Origin of the sequence: Paraburkholderia sp. J63, from assembly GCF_905220245.1 — a bacterium.
Classification (GTDB): Bacteria; Pseudomonadota; Gammaproteobacteria; order Burkholderiales; family Burkholderiaceae; genus Paraburkholderia.
In genome coordinates, this window is sequence record NZ_CAJMZF010000049.1 from 41,051 (window position 1) to 59,122 (window position 18,072).

Below are 18,072 nucleotides of genomic sequence, written 5' to 3' on the forward strand. Positions count from 1 at the left end.
ACCTTCGCTCGGCCAGCCAGCGCAGTGTGCAAAAACGGTGCCTCCAAAGGATGACTATGCGCCCTACGATGGGGTCATGAATCGGTTTCCTTGCGCGAAAGCACCGACGTCGCATTACTACGTTGACGCTCGCATTGCTCAGCCAGAAAGTCGAGTAGTACCCGTACCGAGGGCAAGAGGCCGCGCCGGGAAGGAAACACTGCATGGACGATCCCGGCGGGCGGCCGCCACTTCGGTAACACCTGAACGAGGCGACCTTCCTCGACATCTCGCCAGATCATGATCGTTGGCACCTTGACTATCCCTACCCCTGCTAATGCAGCTTCACGAAGTGTCGCCATATCGTCTGTCACTAATTTCGGGCTATGGGGCAGCACGGATGTTTGCCCATCTGGCCCTTCGAGCTGCCATTGATGAATCCGTCGCGGCGGCCCAAGGTCGAGGCTCGGTAGGCCGACGAGGTCTGCAGGCGACCGCAAATCCCTGTTTATGAGCTCAGGAGCACCGACGAGGCATTGGGTGCTGTCGTCCAGCTTGCGCATCACGAGATCAGTGGAGTCCAGCGGTGGAAAGCGTACGCGAATGGCGATGTCGATTCCTTCTGCTATAACGTCCACCCGTCGGTTCGTTGCGTCGAGCTGAAGGTCCACGCCCGGATTCTGGATCATGAACCTTGCGAACAATGCGCCGAACTGGAAACCGAGCAACGCGACGGGGCAGCTTACGCGGACGGTTCCGCGAGGTTCTGCTCGCAACTCGGCGACCAATTGGTCAGCGGCTTCCGCCTCGACAAGCATTGCGGTACAGCGGTCGTAATATTCGCTTCCTACTTCGGTGACCGAAAAGCGTCGCGACGAGCGGTTGAGCAGCCGCACACCCAGTCGTTCCTCTAGCAGTTGCATTCTCCGACTTAGCTTCGATTTCGGCATGCCCAGTGCACGGCCGGCCGAAGCAAATCCGCCATGATCAACAATCTGGGTGAAGAAATACATGTCGTTTAGATCTCTCATCGTTCCGCATATAGGACGCTGCGTCAGGAAGTTGCTATCTTACACGCGCAGCGTTCTCCCACTATATTGATTTCAGTGAGTACCCTCTTTGCACGGGAGAACAAAGGTGAAGAAAAAAGTCTTGGGCCTTTATGGTAATAATCGTGGTCACTGGGTCGGCGATGGATTCCCGGTGCGCTCCCTTTTCTCATACAACACCTTGGGGCAGCACGTTAGCCCTTTTCTCCTGCTTGATTTTGCCGGGCCACATAGCTTCACGCCGACGACCAGCCGACGCGGCGTTGGCCAGCATCCGCATCGCGGGTTTGAAACTGTCACGATTGTTTATGACGGAGAGGTGGAGCATCGCGACTCTTCGGGAAACGGCGGCGTCATCGGGCCTGGCGACGTCCAGTGGATGACAGCAGCGGGTGGAATCCTTCATGAGGAGTACCACTCGCCTGGCTTTGCGAAAAGAGGTGGCCCATTCCGCATGGTTCAACTTTGGGTGAACCTTCCGGCAAAAGACAAAATGAGCCCCCCGGGATATCAGGGAATCGTCGCCGCTGACATTCCGGTCGTTGACCTTCCGAACGGTGGTGGGACGGCTCGGGTAATTGCAGGTGAGTTTCACGGACACCACGGGCCGGCACGAACCTTTACGCCTATCAATGTCTGGGACATGAAACTCGAGCCCAACGCCGAACTGGTGCTCCCGCTTCCAGAGGGCCATACGGCGATGCTCGTAGGATTGAGCGGGAGCGTAACGGTCGGAGACAACCATGTGCTATCCGAGGCCCAGATGCTGCTGCTTGGGCGTCCTGGCGACAGTGTGTCCTTGCATGCCGACAGTCACGCTGCGGTGCTGGTCCTTACCGGCGAACCGATAGACGAGCCTATTGTTGGTCACGGCCCATTCGTCATGAACAGCGAAGCTGAAATCCATCAGGCAATCAGCGATTTAAACAGCGGTCGCTTTTTGCCGTGATGATCGCCGCACGGGCCGATACCCTTTATGAAAGCGTCGCGCCGGACAAGAGGTTAAGCCCGTAGCGCTCTTTGGTGATGGGGGATGGCGTCGAGATTGAAGTGAAAGATAAGTTATCCATAGAGTTTATGCTGGCATCGGTTTACGTCGTCGAGCATCAGACCGCAAAGGACGCAACTTGTCCTTTCACGTGCACGGTAGCGCCGAACGAAGGTGCGGTATGTAAATCTGCGCACGAAATCGAACTGAAACCGATAGGTAAGCGTAGCCTAGAAGCTGCGGAGACGAAACCGTGAGACCGCTCAACAGCGAAGAAATCCACGCGTTTTTGCTAGTGGTTGAGAAGCGCAGTATCACCGAAGCAGCGCGCTATCTGGACCTCTCGAAGTCGGTCATTAGCAAGCGGATTAGTGATCTCGAACGAGACCTCGGCGCGCAATTGCTAATACGTTCGACCCGAGGCGTTGCGCCGACCGAGTCGGGATTGATTTTCTACGAGGCGGCAGCGGATTCGATGCGCAGACTGAGCGCTGTAGTCGAGACCATCTCGGAGCAGACGATTGGCCTGTGCGGTGAATTGCGGATTGTCGCCCCCGTGAGTTTCACTCAAGTCTGGCTTGGCAGGGTAATAGCGGAGTTCGCATCGAGGTATCCAGACCTCCGCATAGTGGCAGCGCTTGATGAAAGGATAGTCAATATCGAAGCTGAGCGGTTCGATCTCGCAATCTGTAACGCCCGGCCGACGGACGGCGGCTTGATTGCCCGACGCATAGGCGTTAGTAGACGTGCGCTCGTTTGCAGCCCGGCGTATATCCAGAAGCATGGTTCACCTAAGACGATCGAAGATATCGCAACGCACCGATGCGTGTGTTACAGCAACGTACCGGTCTCGCAGACATGGTCATTTGATCCTGCTGCTTCGGAAAGTCAGCCGCGAACGCTTTCGCCCAACAGCGTTTTCTTCTCCAACAACGGGGAAGTCTTGCGCGACGCTGCAGTAGCTGGAGTGGGACTGGCAGTTTTGCCAACTCTTATTGTCGCGCGAGATCTCGCGGAAGGGCGACTAGTGAGAGTCCTGCCGAACGCCCGACCTGAAGACGACATTATCTATGCCGTTTATCCTCGTAACCGATTTACTTCTTACAAGTTGCGCGCATTCATCGAACATATACAACTTTCAGTGTCAAGCGTGTCGTGGGACACGCTCGATTTTGCCGATGCACGCGAGGAAACGACGTGAGCATTCCAGCGCACTGGTTGTGATATTTTCACCGCGTCTGCTGGACAGCCAAGGCTGTCCAGCAGCAAACGAACTCGCTTTTGTCTCGGCAGGCGACACGGGTATTTAGGATCGCGAATGGATGGGTGTTGTGAATTTAAGTTCGCCGACGCGCCTGCGCAAGGCCGTCTCGTTGAACTAAAAAGCGACTTCCTGGTATTTTCTATCTATATCACCGCACTGAACTGAGTGCCGTTCGAGAATCAAGAACAGCGAGTTTCCCGTTAATGCCTTTGCCCGCGCCAAATGTTCCTCTGCAGAGGGACTCAGCTAGGCGCGTTAGCATGTTTGCCTTGGGATGTCGGCACTAATGTGACTGCTGTCGCCGGGAAAATCCGCGAGCATGCTCTTCGCACGGAGGATTCAGATGGATGACTTTCATATCGTGGTCGTTCTGTATGCGAAAGAAGGGCGGGAGTCGGAGTTGCATGCAGCGCTAGTTGCTGTCGTAGAGCCCTCCCGACGCGATCATGGGAATCTTGGTTATGAACTGTTCAGCGACCAGGACGACCCTCGGCGCTTTGTGTTCGTAGAGCACTGGGAAAATGCGGAGGCGCAGGAAAAGCATCATACGAAAAGCCCGCACATACTAGATTTCAACCGGAGCGGCAGTGACGCCGTGGAAAGGGTTGAATTCTTTTATAAATTGGACCGGGTCGTATAGCGCTCCCGCTCAATCTGCGGTGATTTCCATGCGCAATGATGAGGAGCACTTGGCCAGCAAGTAGCACGTCTCCAGATTTGCTGTTAAGTCCGGAGAGGTCGGCGAAGCCGCTCACCGGAATTCAGGGCGGCATTTCGCCACGTTGAACAACGATTCCACGAAGGTTCGGCTCCAACTTGCAACAGGTGTCGTATTGCGCTCGCGCCCCCTCCAACTCGCCCCCTTCGACAATGCTATCGTTTCATGATCGTGTCGATGCGCCTGCCCCGCTTGACGAACAGCGTGACGGGCGTTTTTTCGCAGATTTCCGCGAGGCGCGTTCGCTGGTCGTCGTCGATAGCGGCCTCGACAGAGACGACCCGTCGGATATATTGGTTACGGTCGTGGTCGATGTGCAACTCCACTTCGACTTCGATTCGTCCGGGCGGCCAGGTTTTCTTCTGCATGTACATTCGAAGCGTCGCCGCGGTGCAGGCCGCAAGCCCGGTCAGCACGAACTCGAACGGCGCGGGTCCGCGATCCTGACCGCCTTCATGCGGCCCCTCGTCGCCGACCAGCTGATGCGTGCCTGCGTGGAGTTCAACCACATAGTTGGGGGAGTCCTTGCCGAGCAGGGCGCTTGAAGTTGCCAGATTCATGGATGGTCCTCACTCGTCGTGCCGAACATGGCTCTCCTTCAATCAAGCATAATCTTATGCAATGCGCCGGAGTTTGTACACGTCGGCCTTCTCCACGGCGTTGACTCCGCCTGCATGGAAACGCAGAATATGTTTGCCCTCGGTGTGATGCTTCTCCCGCAATGCCTCTTCCGACCAGTGTTCAACGATCACGAAACGACGCGTATCACCCTGATCCTCAAACAACTCGTACCGCAGATTGCCCTGTTCCTTCTGGGATGGATCGACGAGTTCGGTGAGGTCAGCACGTAACTGTTCCTCCTGCCCTTGCTTTGCATACAGGACGGCGACGATATGAAGATCCTTCATGAGAGTTTGCTCCGTTTAAGGTTTCGGCTCGGCTAAGCACTGGTTGGCTTTCATGCACACTAGAGTCGGACTACGAAGTTGCCCGGGCCCGACGCGATCAGAATGACAAATCCGCCAATGATGCTGATGTGCTCGAGGAAGCCAGTCAGCATGAGCGTGCGCTGCGTGCCTTGCTGGTTCCAGAAGTCATAGAAGACCACTGCAGTTGCGAGCGTGAAGATCGCTAGCAGCACCGATGCGATTGTCGTCTGATATCCGGCGATAATGGCCACGCCGCAAACAAGCTGAACCAGAATCGTGCAACCGAGCGCGAGATGTGGGAAGGGGAGTTTCTTTGCCTTGACCTCGTCCAGGCCGTGACTGAAGAACAGGAGTTTGTTCATGCCACTGAGGACATACATCAGTGCGATGAACACCCTCCCGGCAAGCAAGTAGTAGTCAGACATAATTTTCGCCGGATTGTCAGAAACGGCTGTAATGTGAAGGCGCGGCATCAACGCGCGGTGCGATGAATGAGGGTGTCTCCTGGCCGCGGCCATCGCGTCACTGCGCCTCAACGACACGCCGGGAGTGCAGCCGTGCTCCCGGCGTGGGAATCGCAAGAGAAATCGAGGCGCTTGCGTGATGTGGGAAGACGCTGTATCCGGGCGATGACCCAGACACTGCCTGTCGTCGATGCCGGCTTGCGGCGATCATGCTCTTTTCACTTTGCACTTGCTCGCGCGGATTTCCTTCTTGCATTGCAGCACCTATGCAGACAGGTGTTGCCTGCTCCACTTTGAGGCTTATCCCTCGAAGTCTTTTTCCGGATTGGAGCCGTCGGCGTTCTGGAAAACATCCATGAAACCGGGTACGGTCTTTTCACGATTCCAGTCGCGTTGGAGCTCGCAATAGAGTTGCGTTTTGCTGATGAGCATGGCGCCTGCCTGCTCCACGCGGCGCAGCGCTGCCTCATGCGCGGCCACCGAGGTTCCGCCAACGGCATCGGCAACCACATAAACTTCGTAACCTTCCTGTATCGCGTCCAGTGCAGGGAAGGTCAGACATGCCTCGGTCCAAAGCGCGGTCATGATCAGCTTCTTGCGGCCAGTCGCGGTGACTGCCTTCTTGAATTCGACATCCTCCCAACTGTTGATGGAGGTCCGGTCGTACGTGGGATAGGCACCGAGCACATCCATGAGCGGCTGGATCGCCGGCTTGTTTCTGCCTGTCGCGACGTTGACAGTCGAATGGACGATAGGGAGGCTGTAATTGACGGCGGCCATCGCCGTGTGGACGATATTGAATATCAGTTCCTGCTTGTCCATGGAGCGGATAGAACTGACCTGGATCGGTTGATAGTCGATAACGATGAATGCCGAGTTCTGGGGCGTCAGCAGATGGTCCTTGAGAGGATCGCGGATTGCTTCACTGGTCATGTCTATGCTCCTTTTAAATCGCGGTTTGCGACGAGATCAGGTCTTTGCAGCTCCCGTATAACGGACGGGTTTCGACAGCATATGCGAACTGTCGTGGATACTGTGAGGGGCATTCATCGAACATGGTGTTCGCTGTATTGGAACGGTGCGTTTCGTGAGACGAATCGTCAGTTGAGACAGGTCGTGCATTCTCTATCGGGCGCCCAGTTCGCAGATCGCCAGCCGCGATAAGTGTCGGCAGCAGGGCGATTCCGAACCCCTGAACCGCCGCATCCCGGAGCGCTTCACCATTGTTCGAAGTGAATGCACTGGGCGGATTGACAGTGCGGGGCACGTCGCGAGGCGAGGCGAGGCGGAGACAAGGACCACGTCTGCACCATGGAGGCATTGCTGTAGCAAACGCATCTGTGCGGCGTCGGTTGTTCCGCGGGATGTGCCTCAGTGCAGCTAATAGTCAGGCCTTGGAGATTTTCACCTCGTACCCAGCCTCGTTAAAGGCGACGAGGAACGGGCATCAGCCAGGAGTCGACCGATACCGCCATTGCTTTCAGATCCACATCGGTCTTTGCATCGGCCGTCGACGGTCCAGATGGCTTGGGTGATGACCTCTGTGTCACGATCACCGAGTAACTCTTTCAATTTGAATTCCATGCTTTAAATCCTTCGGTATCCTGATTGTACATATCAAATGCCGTAGCCGGCGCACGGGCAACGGAAGGGAGCGAGCGTCGCACCGGTTTTCTGATCATCCATTTCCTGGCACGGGCGGATTGCGATATCCAGGCAAAGCCTGACCTTGGCCGGGCGGCGCGCGCGAACAGGGCCAGTCTGGAGCGATTCAGTCCAACTGGAAGACGGCTTGTGGCGTGATCATTGCCAGATAGTTCACAGGTGGCGGCCGGCCAATCGGTCGAAATACGGGTTGCCCACGATGAATACTGAGCCCGGATATCGCGCAATAGCCACGCCGGCGCGCCATGCTCAGACGCCAGCGTTGCTCCCCATAGTGGCACCTTCTGCTGTCGACCCAACGGATGAGAAGATGCTCCCGCGACGACTCCAGAATGGTGATCTTCAAACCGGTGGTGGTCGCATCCTGAATGGTTTCTTCCATCGCAACCTGCATGGTTGAGCTATCCCTAACTAGCGGTAGACAATCGCCAACTTGAATGCCATCGGGTTACGCTTTCGCGTTGATCGTCTGAAGCGCCTACTCGACGTTACAGCCTGAAAAGCAGTTTGATGGCGACGTGGACCGTGATATAGACGACGGCGAGCACCGCAACCGACGACAGGTAAAGTGCAACGGCCCAGCCAATCTGCCGACGTAGCGGTTTGTGGAAAATGAACTCGAGCCACAGTGCCGTCACAATCAACACACGACGGTGCGACGGCCGTTCCAGTATGGTCTGAAGGCTCACGTCTCACTCCCCGTGAAGAGATTGACCTTGCCTCGAAACACCCAGTAGGCGAACGCGTTGTACGCGAGCACGACCGGGAGCATGACCAGCGCACCCACGGCGACCATCAACTGGCTTCCATGCGACGCGGCGGTGGTTTCGAATGGAATGCTGAAAGGTACCGCGTAAGGCCAGATCGTAATAACGAATCCGATCAGGAGCACGGCGACTGTCGCAAGACTGAAAGTAAGAGGCTGGCCGTCGGCGTGACCATGCAAGGATGTGAACGCGAGGAGCCAGAATCCGACGGCTGCCACACCCGGCAACACCAGCGTGAGCGGATGTGTTTGCCATCGCGCGGCGACGGCGGGCGTGCCTGCGGCCAGTGCGCAGACAGTGCGGTTAGCAGCAGGAAAGCGAGCAGCGCGACACGTAGGACGGATCGCTCGTAACGCTGGACCCGTCCCGCGGTTTTCCAGCGGATCCACGCGGCGCCGAGGGTTGCGTAGCCGGCGACTGCGGTCATGCCCATCAGGCAATTAAATCCGGTAAATACGTCAAAGGTATGTCCGACAACCCGCCCCCCGACGGTCGAGACGCCTCCCGAAAGGAGGTCGCCTGCAACCAGCCCCTGGCAGAATGCAGCGATTGTCGATCCGGCGCAAAAGGCATGGTCCCAGAACCGCTTGAAGGGCGTATGGGCGCGGAATTCTAGGCCGACGCCGCGAAGGCCCAGCGACACGAGCATCAGCATGAAGGGCAGGTAGAAGGCGGGGGCCAGAATGGCGTAGGCGAGCGGAAAGGCGCCGAACAGCACAATGGCGGCGAGGATCAGCCACGTTTCATTGCCATCCCAGACCGGCGCGATGCTCTCGACCAACTCATCGCGCTCCTCGTGGCGACGAGCGGTGAGCAGCAGAATACCCACGCCGAGATCGAATCCGTCCAGCAGAACGTACATCGTGATGGCGAAGGCGACAATGAGAATGCAGACGAGGCTTAGCGGATCATTCATGATGGATCTCCATCAAAGCCGGCGAGGCGATTGGCCTGCTCCGGGGGCATCAGCACGCGTTTGAGTGACCCACCATACGGAGACGCCCCGGTCGCGACTGCCGGACCCTTGCGGATCACCCGCGCCGTGATACCGACAAACGCCGCCAGAAAGCGCGCATAGGAAAGCGCGAAGAGCGTGATGGAAAAGGCGATGTTCGAGGCGGGCACCGGTGAAACGGCATCGGCGGTGCGCAGATAGCCGTAGATCACCCAAGGCTGACGCCCGATTTCCGATGTGTACCATCCTGCGATCGTGGCGATGAAACCCACGGGCATCATGTACTGGACCACGCGTTGAAACCAGGTGGCCGAGAACAGGCTCCCTCGCAGGCGCAGCCAGACACTCAGGCATGCGACTGCGAACATCAGCAGGCCGAGCAGGAACATCGTGCGAAACGCATAAAAGACGGGCGCCATCGGCGGACGATTGAGCGCGGGCGTGTTCTTCAGCCCGGGCACTACGCCGTCGAAAGACCGTGTCACGAGAATGCTGCCGAGAAACGGGATGCCCAACTGGATGCCATTGCGGGCTTCGCTCTGGTGCGGGGTGATGAAAAGCAGATAGGGCGCGCTCGAGGTGGAGTCCCAATAACCCTCCATGGCCTGGAATTTGGCTGGCTGATAGTCGAACATGCGAAACGCGACCGTATCGCCGAGGGGAAGCTGCAAGGCGATCGCGATGGAGGCGAAGCCCAGGCCCATGGAGAAGGTGCGCCGGGCGAAATCCAGATGTTCACGTCTGAGCAGGTAATACGCGCCTACGCCGGCGACAAAGAACGACGCCGTGATGTAGGCGGCCAGCAGCATGTGCGGTAGCCTCACCAGATAAGACGGATTGAAGATTACCCGGAAGCGGTCAACGACCTGAAACTGGTGCGTCGCCGCATCGAATACGACACCGTCGGGCGTGTGCATCCATGAATTGGCCGCCAGAATCCACGAGGCCGAGATCGTGGTGCCGAGCACTACCATGAGAGTGGCGAAGAAATGCAGTCTGGGTCCGACGCGCCCCATGCCGAAGAGCATGATGCCGAGGAACCCGCCTTCAAGAAAGAAAGCCGTCAGCACTTCAAGCGCGATAAGCGGGCCGATAACGGGACCCGCCAGGCGCGCAAAGCCGGCAAAATTGGTCCCGAACTCGAACGACAACACGATGCCGCTTACCACCCCTACGCCGAATCCGAGCGCGAAGATCACGAGCCAGAAGCGATAGATGCGCAGATACAGTTCATCTCTCGTCATGAGCCATAGACCCTCGACCACTGCAAGAAACGTCGCGAGGCCGATCGACATGGCTGGAAAGATGATGTGAAATGTCACCGTCAGGCCGAACTGTATGCGCGAAAGTACCACCGGATCGAGTGTCATCGACTGTTCCTCCGTTTCGTCACGAAGATGTTCAGGTCAGTTTGTTTGGGGGCTGACGAGGCGGCGGCGCGGCCAGGGCTTGCGTTTGCACCTCGGTGTCGGTGTGCCGCCACGCATGGACTGCCAGAACAATGAATGCAATCAGCGCGGCGAGGCCGAACGCATCGCCGAAAATCTTGAGCAGGGCCATTGCGCAGACGACGCCAACGGCAGCAAGTGTTGCGATCGCGGCAACCCGCGTCAGCCTTGAACGCGCTTGTTCAGTGTTCATGCGTAGCTCCATGCCTTGCAGGCCTCGCGGCCGTCGTCCAGATTCGTGACGCCATTTGCGCGTGAAAGCACCGCCTCTGGCTTTTGCCAGCGCGCGGAGAAACACCCCCGGGCTGCTGGAGTGTACGGTTGCGCCGCGTAAGCGGGTAGTGTAGGAATGCGAAACATGGAGTTTCGTGATACAGAACACCACGGCTCCGTATCGGCTTCACTGGGATGTCTTGGCATGCCGTTCGCCGGGCCGGTACGGGAGGATCGTCACGGTGCACGTTGTGCCAGCCGCAAGCAACAGACTGTCGGGAACGTTATCCAGATCAATGCGCACGGGCACGCGCTGCGCGAGACGCACCCAAGTGAAGACGGGATTGACATCGGCCAGCAGCGTCGAGCCGGACGGGTTGTCGCGATCGCTGATACCCCGCGCAATGCTTTGCACGTGGCCGGCGATCACGGTGCCACCCGCCAGCAGTCGCACCTCTGCGCGGTCACCAACCCGTACGCCGGGCAGCCGGGTTTCCTCGAAGTAGCCGTAGACCCAGTACGAGTTCCTGTCGATCAGCGCGAGCCGGGCGTTACCTGCGGTGGCATAGTCGCCGGGATACAGGTTCAGATTGGTCACGTAACCGTCGACCGGCGAACGGACTTCACTGCGTGTGACGTTCAGCCGCGCGACGTCGCGGGCGGCGAGCGCGGCCTCATAGTTCGCCAGCGCCTGCCGTGCCTGCGAACTGGCATCTTCCCGGCTCTCGGTCGAAATCACGGAACTGCTCAGTTTTGCCCGCCGGGCCGCCTGCTGCGTACGCATGTCGAATTCCGACTTGCGCAGCGCAACCTGCGCCTCTGCCTGTTCGAACGCATATTGAAACCGCTGCTGGTCGATCCGGAACAGGACGTCGCCCCGGCGTACGGCCTGATTGTCGCTGACCAGCACCTCCGTGACGATCCCGGACACGTCCGGTGCGACGTTGATCACGTTAGCGCGAACACGGCCATCACGGGTCCAAGGCGCATACATGTAGTGGTTCCATAGCGTGTAGCCAAGGAGGATCGCCACGGCCAGAAGCAGCAGCGTGAAGAAGAGACGAAGCAGTGGTTGAAGGCTCATGATGACGTGATGACAGGAGCGGCCGCCAAACGGCTAGGTGCCCAGCAGCAGGGCGACCCCGCTGAACAGACAGACGAACATTGCCGCTCGGAACAACGCGGGATGCCAGACGTGGCGATAGAGGCCCACAGCAGCCAGCCCGCGGTCGATTAGCCAGTAGGTAATAACGGAGCCTGCGAAAATGGGTAGCAGGCCGGGTATCAGCAGCGAAAAAAATGAGATCTCACGGGGCATGCGCGGATCCTCCCGGGGCGGGGCCATGCGGCGGCGCACCTGATTCGGCGCCTCCACCAAGCGCCATCATCAGCTGCGCCCAGGCGTCCAGGCGCGCTGCACGCGCGAGCGCGAGACTTTGCTGGGCACGCAGCAGTTCGGTTTCGGTTGCGAGGACGTTCAGATAGTCAGACATACCGGCGCGATAACCTTTTTCCGCATAGTCGAATGCCTGCTGCGCCGATTGCACCGAGGTCTCGATCTCCGCCTGTTGAGTGGCGAGTGACCGGAGAGAAACAACCTGGTCGGCTACGCTGCGAAACGCGGACAACACAGTCTGGTTGTAAGTCGCGACCGCCAGGTCGTAGCCGGAGACCGCGACGCCGTAACGTCCCGTTCGGACTCCCCCGTCGAAGATGGGCAGCGAAATGGCCGCGCCGAAGGTATGGCCGAGCGCGTTATTGCTGACGAACGTGAAAAAGCCGCCGAACGCGGCCGACGCGAGGCTTGCGCTCGCGATCAGGTCGATGTTCGGATAGAAGTCGGCTCTGGCCGCCTTGATGCCTTTGGCCGCTGCCTCGACGCGCCAGCGTTGCGCTACGACATCAGGGCGATGCCCCACCAGTTCGGCGGGCAGTGTCGCGGGCAGTGCGACTGGAGCGTCGAGTCGGAGAGTGGGGCGCGTGAGCCGGTCGCCAGCCGCGGGGCCCTGGCCGATCAACGTGGCAAGTTCGTCGCGCGTGAGGGCGATCTGCCTGTCGATCTGCGCGATCTGGGCACGGGTGGTCGCCAGTGGGGTGCGCGCTTCGCTGAGATCCAGCCGGCTCGCGAGTCCCGCACGATTACGCTGGTCAATGATGTCATAGATCCGTTGCTCGCGGCCGAGTGTGGCGGATGCGTTGTCGCGCAACTCGTACTGCTGGGACAGCGTGACATAGGTACGCACGACTGACGTTTCGAGCAGAAGGCGAGCTTCACGATAATCGGCGGCAGAAGCCTGCACCGCATCGAGCGCGCCTTCGAGCGTTGCGCGGTTCTTGCCCCACAGATCGAGGTCGTAGCTCAGGTCCACGCCGACTTCGTTGCTCCATACCGTGTTGCCACCGGGCGGGTTTGGGTTGGCATACGCCGCGTAGCGCTCACGCGAGAAGACGCCGTTCGCCGACACCGTTGGCTTATCGGCTGCACCGGCTATGCGCGCGATGCCATTGGCCTGATCGAGGCGCGCCTGAGCGATGTCGATTTCCGGGTTGTCCGTGATTGCCAGTGTGACGAGACGGTCAAGCTGCGGATCGCCCCAGCGTGTCCACCAGCCATCCTGCGGCCATTGCGCGTCGGCGAGCGCCGCGCGGATAGCTTCACCGGTCCCTACCTGCGTGCTGTCCTTCAGCGTGGAGCGCGGGGCGATGCCATCCGTACCTGCGCAGGCGGATAGCAACGCGACGCTGGCGAACACGGTGAAGAAAGATACACGCATCGGGTAACAAGTCCTCTTGGGTGTGAGCGAAGCGGATGATGCCAATCGTTCGTCATCGGTCAGATACGCTACCGTCCAGATCGAGCGGCAGCAGACGGTCCAGAAACGAAAGACGAATAAAGTTCAGCGATGCACGCATGCGCACCAGGAATTTCGTTTCCACATTCGGCTTTTTGTCGATCTCATTGATCCCGTCAAGCACCGCCAGCGCGTGACCGATTGCCCGGACGGCATCTTGGACAACACGCTTGGAGGGCGCAGAAAACGCCGCTGAAATCGCTGTGCGCAAAGTCGTTTCGGCTGCCGGCCAAGTGGATGGCAGCGCGGCCGCTTGCGCCGTCTCGCGTAATTCGATGAGATTGCGGCCGATCTCCATTGAAGCAAACGACCACGCGAGCAGTTCGCCCTGGCCAAGACGGCCGGCAGGCGGCCGGATGGCGATCTGCTGCATGAAGTCGCGCACCCCGCTATCGAAGCGCAGCATGAGTCCGGACAGTCGGCCATAGCAGGCGTCTTTCGCGACCAGTCTGCGTAGTTGGCGAAGGTATAGCCCCGTGACCCAGTCCCCGCCATAAGGCGCCACGATGGAGTAAGCGAGCGACGCCACGCCGATGCCGAGCATCGTCGAAAATCCGGCGTCGAAAGTGATGGTGGGTGCGTAGACACTCGGATTGGTAAGATTGCTGAGAAAGCAGAAGTAGATGTTGAAGCCGAGCCCGATGGTGGCCGTCTTCGGAAAACTGTTCAGGTAGCTACCGAATATGATGAACGGCGCGATCGCCGCGGCAAGCGCGGCGAAGCCATCGAGACGCGGCAGCAGATAGAAATTGAAAAGCAGACTGGCGAGCCAGGAGAGGAGGCAGCCGGCGACCATCTGTCGCGTGGCCTGTGCTGGCGCTGGCATGACCGAATACAGCGCGCTGGCGATCGTCGCGGAGATCACCGCACTCGTCGCGCCGGTCCATCCCGATGCGATCCAGAACAGCGAGACGACAGCGATGGCTAGGATTGCCCGGCCACCCGCCGCCGCGGAGACCATGCGGTTGGCGGTGGTGACAATTCGTACCGGCTGTTCAACGCTTGCCCGCGTAGGTGCCGTATAGAGCTGGCGGATCGCGATGAAATCCGTCAGATAGAGACGCAGGCTCGTCACTGCTTCTTCCAGCTGGGCTGCGCCGCTATCGAAATACTGCAGCGACTGCGGACCGGCGCCGCGAACCACCAGGCGGTTAGCGTCGCAGGTCTGCGTGAACTCGTCGGTCCACTTGTCGAGATTGCCCGCGAACAATTTGCTCTGGCTCAACTCTGCAGCCGGTGACTCATCCGAATCGGGGATGAGCATGGCGAATGCAGCACACAGTCGGTCGACGGCGGCCGTCGCCTGCGGGTCCCCGATCGCGCGCAGGCAGTGGCGGAACTGATGAAGCGAATGGAATCGTGCGCCCGCGTCGAGGAACCGGCCCGCGAGCCGGATCATCGCGTCGTTGTGCGCACGCAGAGCCGGATCCTCGAACACCGCGGCGCTGCGCAGGTTCTCCAGTTGCGCGCGCTCTGCCACGAGGCGCAGGTGGGTGCGGCCCAGTTCGTCCGATGAGAGGTCCATCGTTAACGTCGAGCGGACAAACAGGATGAAGCCGGCGAAATGTTTTTCGCCGGTTCGCAACAACATGTCGCGAACTTTTTGCGGCAGTATCAGTGCGCTAACCAGGCTTGCGCACAGAATTCCGATCGACACTTCGCTCAAACTGGTGACGACATTGTCGAAGATGGCGTATGGATGATCGATGGCAGGCAATGCCGTGATGCAGGTGGCGTAGCCGGCAAGCACGAATCCATACGACTGATAGTTGCGGTAGTACGCAGCACCCCATACGCACAGGCCGATCCACAGCGACAACGCCACGAGGAACAACACGCGCTCCTGAGGAAAGAGCGCAATCAGGACCAGCGCTGCGAGGTTGCCCGCCAGCATGCCCAGGCCGCGATAGAAGCCACGTGCCATGACCATGCCGCTCTGCCGGTGCATCATCAGGATGACGACCGTGACCATCGCGGTACGGGGCGCGACGAGTTCAAGGCGCATCGAGATGCCGGTCGCCGCGATAACGGCCAGAAGCGTCTTGAGCACGTGTATCAGTATCGGGCCTTCGGTCCGACCGAACAGACGCACGACAGCCGTCGTGTTTTTCAGGTTTCCGAATGCGGCGGCCGGCGGCGTGGTCATGACTCGTTCTCCTGTGTGCCGATCCTCAACTTCTCGCTTTCCCAGGATTGGACCGCAGGGTTGCGCGCGACTTTGTGCGCAGGACCCGCCGTTCGTCAGGCGAGAACGCGTCGAATACGAGACAGGGCACAGCGCCGCGACGACCAGGATTCAGCCGCATACGCACCGAACGGAACTCCGCGGGTGAATTACCAGGACGTTCAGCAATCTGGAGCATCCTCCCGCAGCTCGTTGGAGAACTGTACGGAAGCACGGCGGAAAGCGGTAGTGCGGGAATGGGAAACTCGCCGTTCGTGTTTATGGAACGCAAGATGGTCTGAGCGTAGCTGGTCGCACCTCCGCATGCGTTGTAGTGCAATTTTAAGACGAGTGGCTTGACGTGCGGAGCCTAGAAGTTGTACTGCAGACAAAGCTGACTGAAATTGATCCCGGGATTCGGGTGTTCAGGTCGACATTTGATAGATGCTGGAAACGAAACCCCACCTGATAGTTCTGATTGGCGTCGGACTGTGCGCCGACGCCAACCATATCAGCGAACTGGAAAGACGAGGATAAGCTTCGGTCGTCTGTCTCGCAGACATGCGAAAGCATACGTACACCATCGGCAGCTTCAATATGAGGAGAAACCAGCCCGAGGACTTGATGAATCTAAATACCGGCGCAATACCAAACTCCCAGATGCGAAAATTGACAGCTTGGCTTTCCCGGATGTTCCAGTAAGAAGCGTGGGGTTCTGCGACCAGAGTAAAGTGATAGGCACCAATCTGCCGCCACTTGAGGCCCGGGTCCCAGGCAATATCGAGATCCGCCTTCTTGACGTCGTGATCAGCACCACACGCGGCGAACTGCAGGCCAAATTGGTCGGCTTGTGCGCTGATATTAGCAAAAATCGTTGGCACGAACGCGCTCATAAGTAAGTACCGTCACTATTCGGCGGGGATTCCCGCTGCTTTTTGCAGGCATTCCGGGACGTTGAGATATCTTGTTTGAAGCGTTCTGAAGAGTCATCTTTTGTCGAAAGTGGCAATGGTGACCGGCCACAAGAAAGGATGAAGTGTAAGTCAGGCTGTGATATCTGGAGGAATGCAGAATAAATGGTACAAAGCTAATTGGCTGGATCGAAAGTTAGAACGGCTCCCGCATCGGCGCTTCTGGTTCGTCCTGATTTCAGGTCGGGAGTTTTGAATCAAGAATGCTCCTTTACCGTTTGCGCTGTATGTCAAATTGGCGCACAGCAGCGGATGTGCGTAATGGAGGCAGGAAATTTTCTGACTAAGCCAACTCCGGGGCCTAAAATTGCAGGGCGTGGCCAACAGTTGGCCTGAACTACCGGCTCAGTCGTGCCACGCGAAGGTCCGGTCGCGTTGGCCGCTACGCGAATGTTCAATATTTCAGAACACGATGTTCGACAGGCCGCGCTCACGCTCCCCCGACACTTCGCCTATGCTTTGCAGAGCAGTTCAAACACGGATAGCGTTGGAGAGGCGACGTTGCGAGAGGCGGCACACCACGCTGGCTCATTACCGCTGTTAGTGTGGCACGAAGACTGGCATGCGAAGCATATGGCCTATGACCTTCGTCAGATTGAAGTGCTGATCGATCCGTTTGGGTGCTGTGATATCGTCTGGCGGACGTAGTTGACGTGTAATTCAACATTGCGAGGTCATCCAGAGTTACCGTCTGGAAGAGCGTTCTCTGCATCGCATCCGCTGTCTCGAATTATGTGCACCAGCAACAAAACATCTCGCCACGGTGCCCCATTTGTAGGGGACCAGTTTCAAGCACCTAATAGAGGTCAAGCCGATGAAGCCATATCTCTACTCGCTGCTCGCGGGCATACTGGTTGGCGTGATTTATAGTCTGATCCATGTGCGCTCGCCGGCTCCACCGCTGATCGCACTCGTAGGATTGCTCGGTATTCTTGCCGGCGAACAAATTATCCCGGTTAGCAAACAGATATTCGCCGGAGCTACTTTTAACGTGGCATGGCGACAATCAAAATGCAACCAACATATGTTCGGCGCTCTGCCAGGGCGCAATGCTGGCGATCAGGAGCGTGCCTCCTACTCAGCCGACCCGCCGGAGAAACGCTCATAATCATCCCCCGGGCCGACAATTAGAACGGTTACGTGAAATACCCCTTCGTTTTCGGTCACGAGTACACAGGCGCAGTGTTAGCGGTGGGTGAGAGTGTGAGTAATCCGCAGGTCGGATCTCGTTTCGTCGGACACTGCATGGCGCCGCGCCTGAAGTTTGACAATCGTCAGCGAAGAAAAAGGCAGAAATGCCGGAATCTCAAAGAAGTTGGTTTGCGTTTCATTGCCGGCGCGGCCGCCGACTACGTCGTCGTTTCCGAATACACGGTCACGATCGTTCGTGATAACGTCCCGCTCAAATCGGCCATGCTTACCGAGCCGATGGCGACGGCGTATAACGCCTGCGATCGTAGCTACGTTTAGCAACGCCGACCGTGTAGCCGTCATCGGGTCGGGAGCCTTGGGCTTGAGCCTCATCGTTGCCAGACTCATCGCTCGCTCGGTCATGTCATTGGGGTAGCAGCGTCGGAGTCCGACTAGGCGCTCGAGTTGGGCGCGGGCCGCGTGCTTTCTCCAGTAAAGGTGCCGCGCAATAGCTA

General features: G+C 58.5%; 19 protein-coding genes and 1 pseudogene. 5 read left to right on the plus strand and 15 right to left on the minus strand.

Translation table 11 applies throughout. From position 1 onward, the window contains the following. Positions 1-74: 74 nt before the first annotated feature. Positions 75-1,010, minus strand: coding sequence for a LysR substrate-binding domain-containing protein (locus tag U5775_RS33345; protein WP_322062391.1), 936 nt, complete (start codon positions 1,008-1,010; stop codon positions 75-77). Between the two features lie 106 nt (positions 1,011-1,116). Here U5775_RS33345 and U5775_RS33350 point away from each other — a divergent pair, with 106 nt between their 5' ends. From U5775_RS33350 to U5775_RS33360, 3 genes are all read left to right on the plus strand, one after another. Next, positions 1,117-1,977 (plus strand): pirin family protein, encoded by an 861-nt coding sequence (locus tag U5775_RS33350; protein ID WP_322062392.1) that lies wholly within the window; start codon positions 1,117-1,119, stop codon positions 1,975-1,977. Between the two features lie 292 nt (positions 1,978-2,269). Next, complete coding sequence (locus U5775_RS33355; RefSeq protein ID WP_322062393.1) at positions 2,270-3,217, plus strand: LysR family transcriptional regulator; 948 nt, start codon at positions 2,270-2,272, stop codon at positions 3,215-3,217. 406 nt (positions 3,218-3,623) lie between these two features. After that, positions 3,624-3,920, plus strand: a complete 297-nt coding sequence (locus U5775_RS33360; RefSeq protein ID WP_322062394.1) for a putative quinol monooxygenase — start codon at positions 3,624-3,626, stop codon at positions 3,918-3,920. A 233-nt stretch (positions 3,921-4,153) separates the two neighbouring features. Here U5775_RS33360 and U5775_RS33365 read toward each other — a convergent pair whose 3' ends face one another. The 14 genes and pseudogenes from U5775_RS33365 to U5775_RS33435 form a co-directional block, all read right to left on the minus strand. After that, the gene (locus U5775_RS33365; protein ID WP_322062395.1) at positions 4,154-4,558 is read right to left on the minus strand and encodes an OsmC family protein; all 405 of its coding nucleotides are present in this window, start codon (positions 4,556-4,558) and stop codon (positions 4,154-4,156) included. 54 nt (positions 4,559-4,612) lie between these two features. Then, on the minus strand, positions 4,613-4,906 hold the full coding sequence (locus U5775_RS33370; RefSeq protein WP_322062396.1) for a putative quinol monooxygenase: 294 nt from the start codon (positions 4,904-4,906) through the stop codon (positions 4,613-4,615). 59 nt (positions 4,907-4,965) lie between these two features. Beyond that, positions 4,966-5,352 (minus strand): DoxX family protein, encoded by a 387-nt coding sequence (locus U5775_RS33375; protein ID WP_322062397.1) that lies wholly within the window; start codon positions 5,350-5,352, stop codon positions 4,966-4,968. 339 nt (positions 5,353-5,691) lie between these two features. Beyond that, entirely contained in the window at positions 5,692-6,324 is a 633-nt protein-coding gene (locus U5775_RS33380; RefSeq protein WP_322062398.1) for a hydrolase, read from the minus strand. Between the two features lie 838 nt (positions 6,325-7,162). Continuing rightward, positions 7,163-7,438: a DUF3331 domain-containing protein gene (locus U5775_RS33385; protein WP_322062399.1), complete on the minus strand. Its 276-nt coding sequence runs from the start codon at positions 7,436-7,438 to the stop codon at positions 7,163-7,165. Between the two features lie 106 nt (positions 7,439-7,544). Beyond that, complete coding sequence (locus U5775_RS33390; RefSeq protein WP_322062400.1) at positions 7,545-7,745, minus strand: hypothetical protein; 201 nt, start codon at positions 7,743-7,745, stop codon at positions 7,545-7,547. Next, a pseudogene (gene cydB / locus U5775_RS33400) lies at positions 7,742-8,739 on the minus strand (cytochrome d ubiquinol oxidase subunit II). Before cydB ends, U5775_RS33390 begins: the two are co-directional and overlap by 4 nt. After that, complete coding sequence (locus U5775_RS33405; protein ID WP_322062401.1) at positions 8,736-10,148, minus strand: cytochrome ubiquinol oxidase subunit I; 1,413 nt, start codon at positions 10,146-10,148, stop codon at positions 8,736-8,738. Before U5775_RS33405 ends, cydB begins: the two are co-directional and overlap by 4 nt. Before the next feature lie 31 nt (positions 10,149-10,179). Next, positions 10,180-10,419, minus strand: a complete 240-nt coding sequence (locus tag U5775_RS33410) for a hypothetical protein (RefSeq protein ID WP_322062402.1) — start codon at positions 10,417-10,419, stop codon at positions 10,180-10,182. A gap of 207 nt (positions 10,420-10,626) precedes the next feature. Continuing rightward, complete coding sequence (locus U5775_RS33415; protein WP_322062403.1) at positions 10,627-11,523, minus strand: HlyD family secretion protein; 897 nt, start codon at positions 11,521-11,523, stop codon at positions 10,627-10,629. 33 nt (positions 11,524-11,556) lie between these two features. Continuing rightward, complete coding sequence (locus U5775_RS33420; RefSeq protein ID WP_322062404.1) at positions 11,557-11,757, minus strand: DUF1656 domain-containing protein; 201 nt, start codon at positions 11,755-11,757, stop codon at positions 11,557-11,559. Next, the gene (locus U5775_RS33425; protein ID WP_322062405.1) at positions 11,747-13,213 is read right to left on the minus strand and encodes an efflux transporter outer membrane subunit; all 1,467 of its coding nucleotides are present in this window, start codon (positions 13,211-13,213) and stop codon (positions 11,747-11,749) included. The genes U5775_RS33420 and U5775_RS33425 overlap by 11 nt, the downstream gene beginning before the upstream one ends. 52 nt (positions 13,214-13,265) lie before the next feature. Next, on the minus strand, positions 13,266-15,437 hold the full coding sequence (locus U5775_RS33430) for an FUSC family protein (RefSeq protein WP_322062406.1): 2,172 nt from the start codon (positions 15,435-15,437) through the stop codon (positions 13,266-13,268). Positions 15,438-15,797: 360 nt separating this feature from the next. Further along, on the minus strand, positions 15,798-16,028 hold the full coding sequence (locus U5775_RS33435) for an acyloxyacyl hydrolase (RefSeq protein WP_322062407.1): 231 nt from the start codon (positions 16,026-16,028) through the stop codon (positions 15,798-15,800). Positions 16,029-17,240: 1,212 nt separating this feature from the next. On the opposite strand from U5775_RS33435, the gene U5775_RS33440 reads away from it, so the two are divergent. Then, positions 17,241-17,534: a XapX domain-containing protein gene (locus tag U5775_RS33440; protein ID WP_322062408.1), complete on the plus strand. Its 294-nt coding sequence runs from the start codon at positions 17,241-17,243 to the stop codon at positions 17,532-17,534. 32 nt (positions 17,535-17,566) lie between these two features. Further along, positions 17,567-17,896 (plus strand): alcohol dehydrogenase catalytic domain-containing protein, encoded by a 330-nt coding sequence (locus U5775_RS33445; RefSeq protein WP_322062409.1) that lies wholly within the window; start codon positions 17,567-17,569, stop codon positions 17,894-17,896. Positions 17,897-18,072 lie beyond the last annotated feature (176 nt).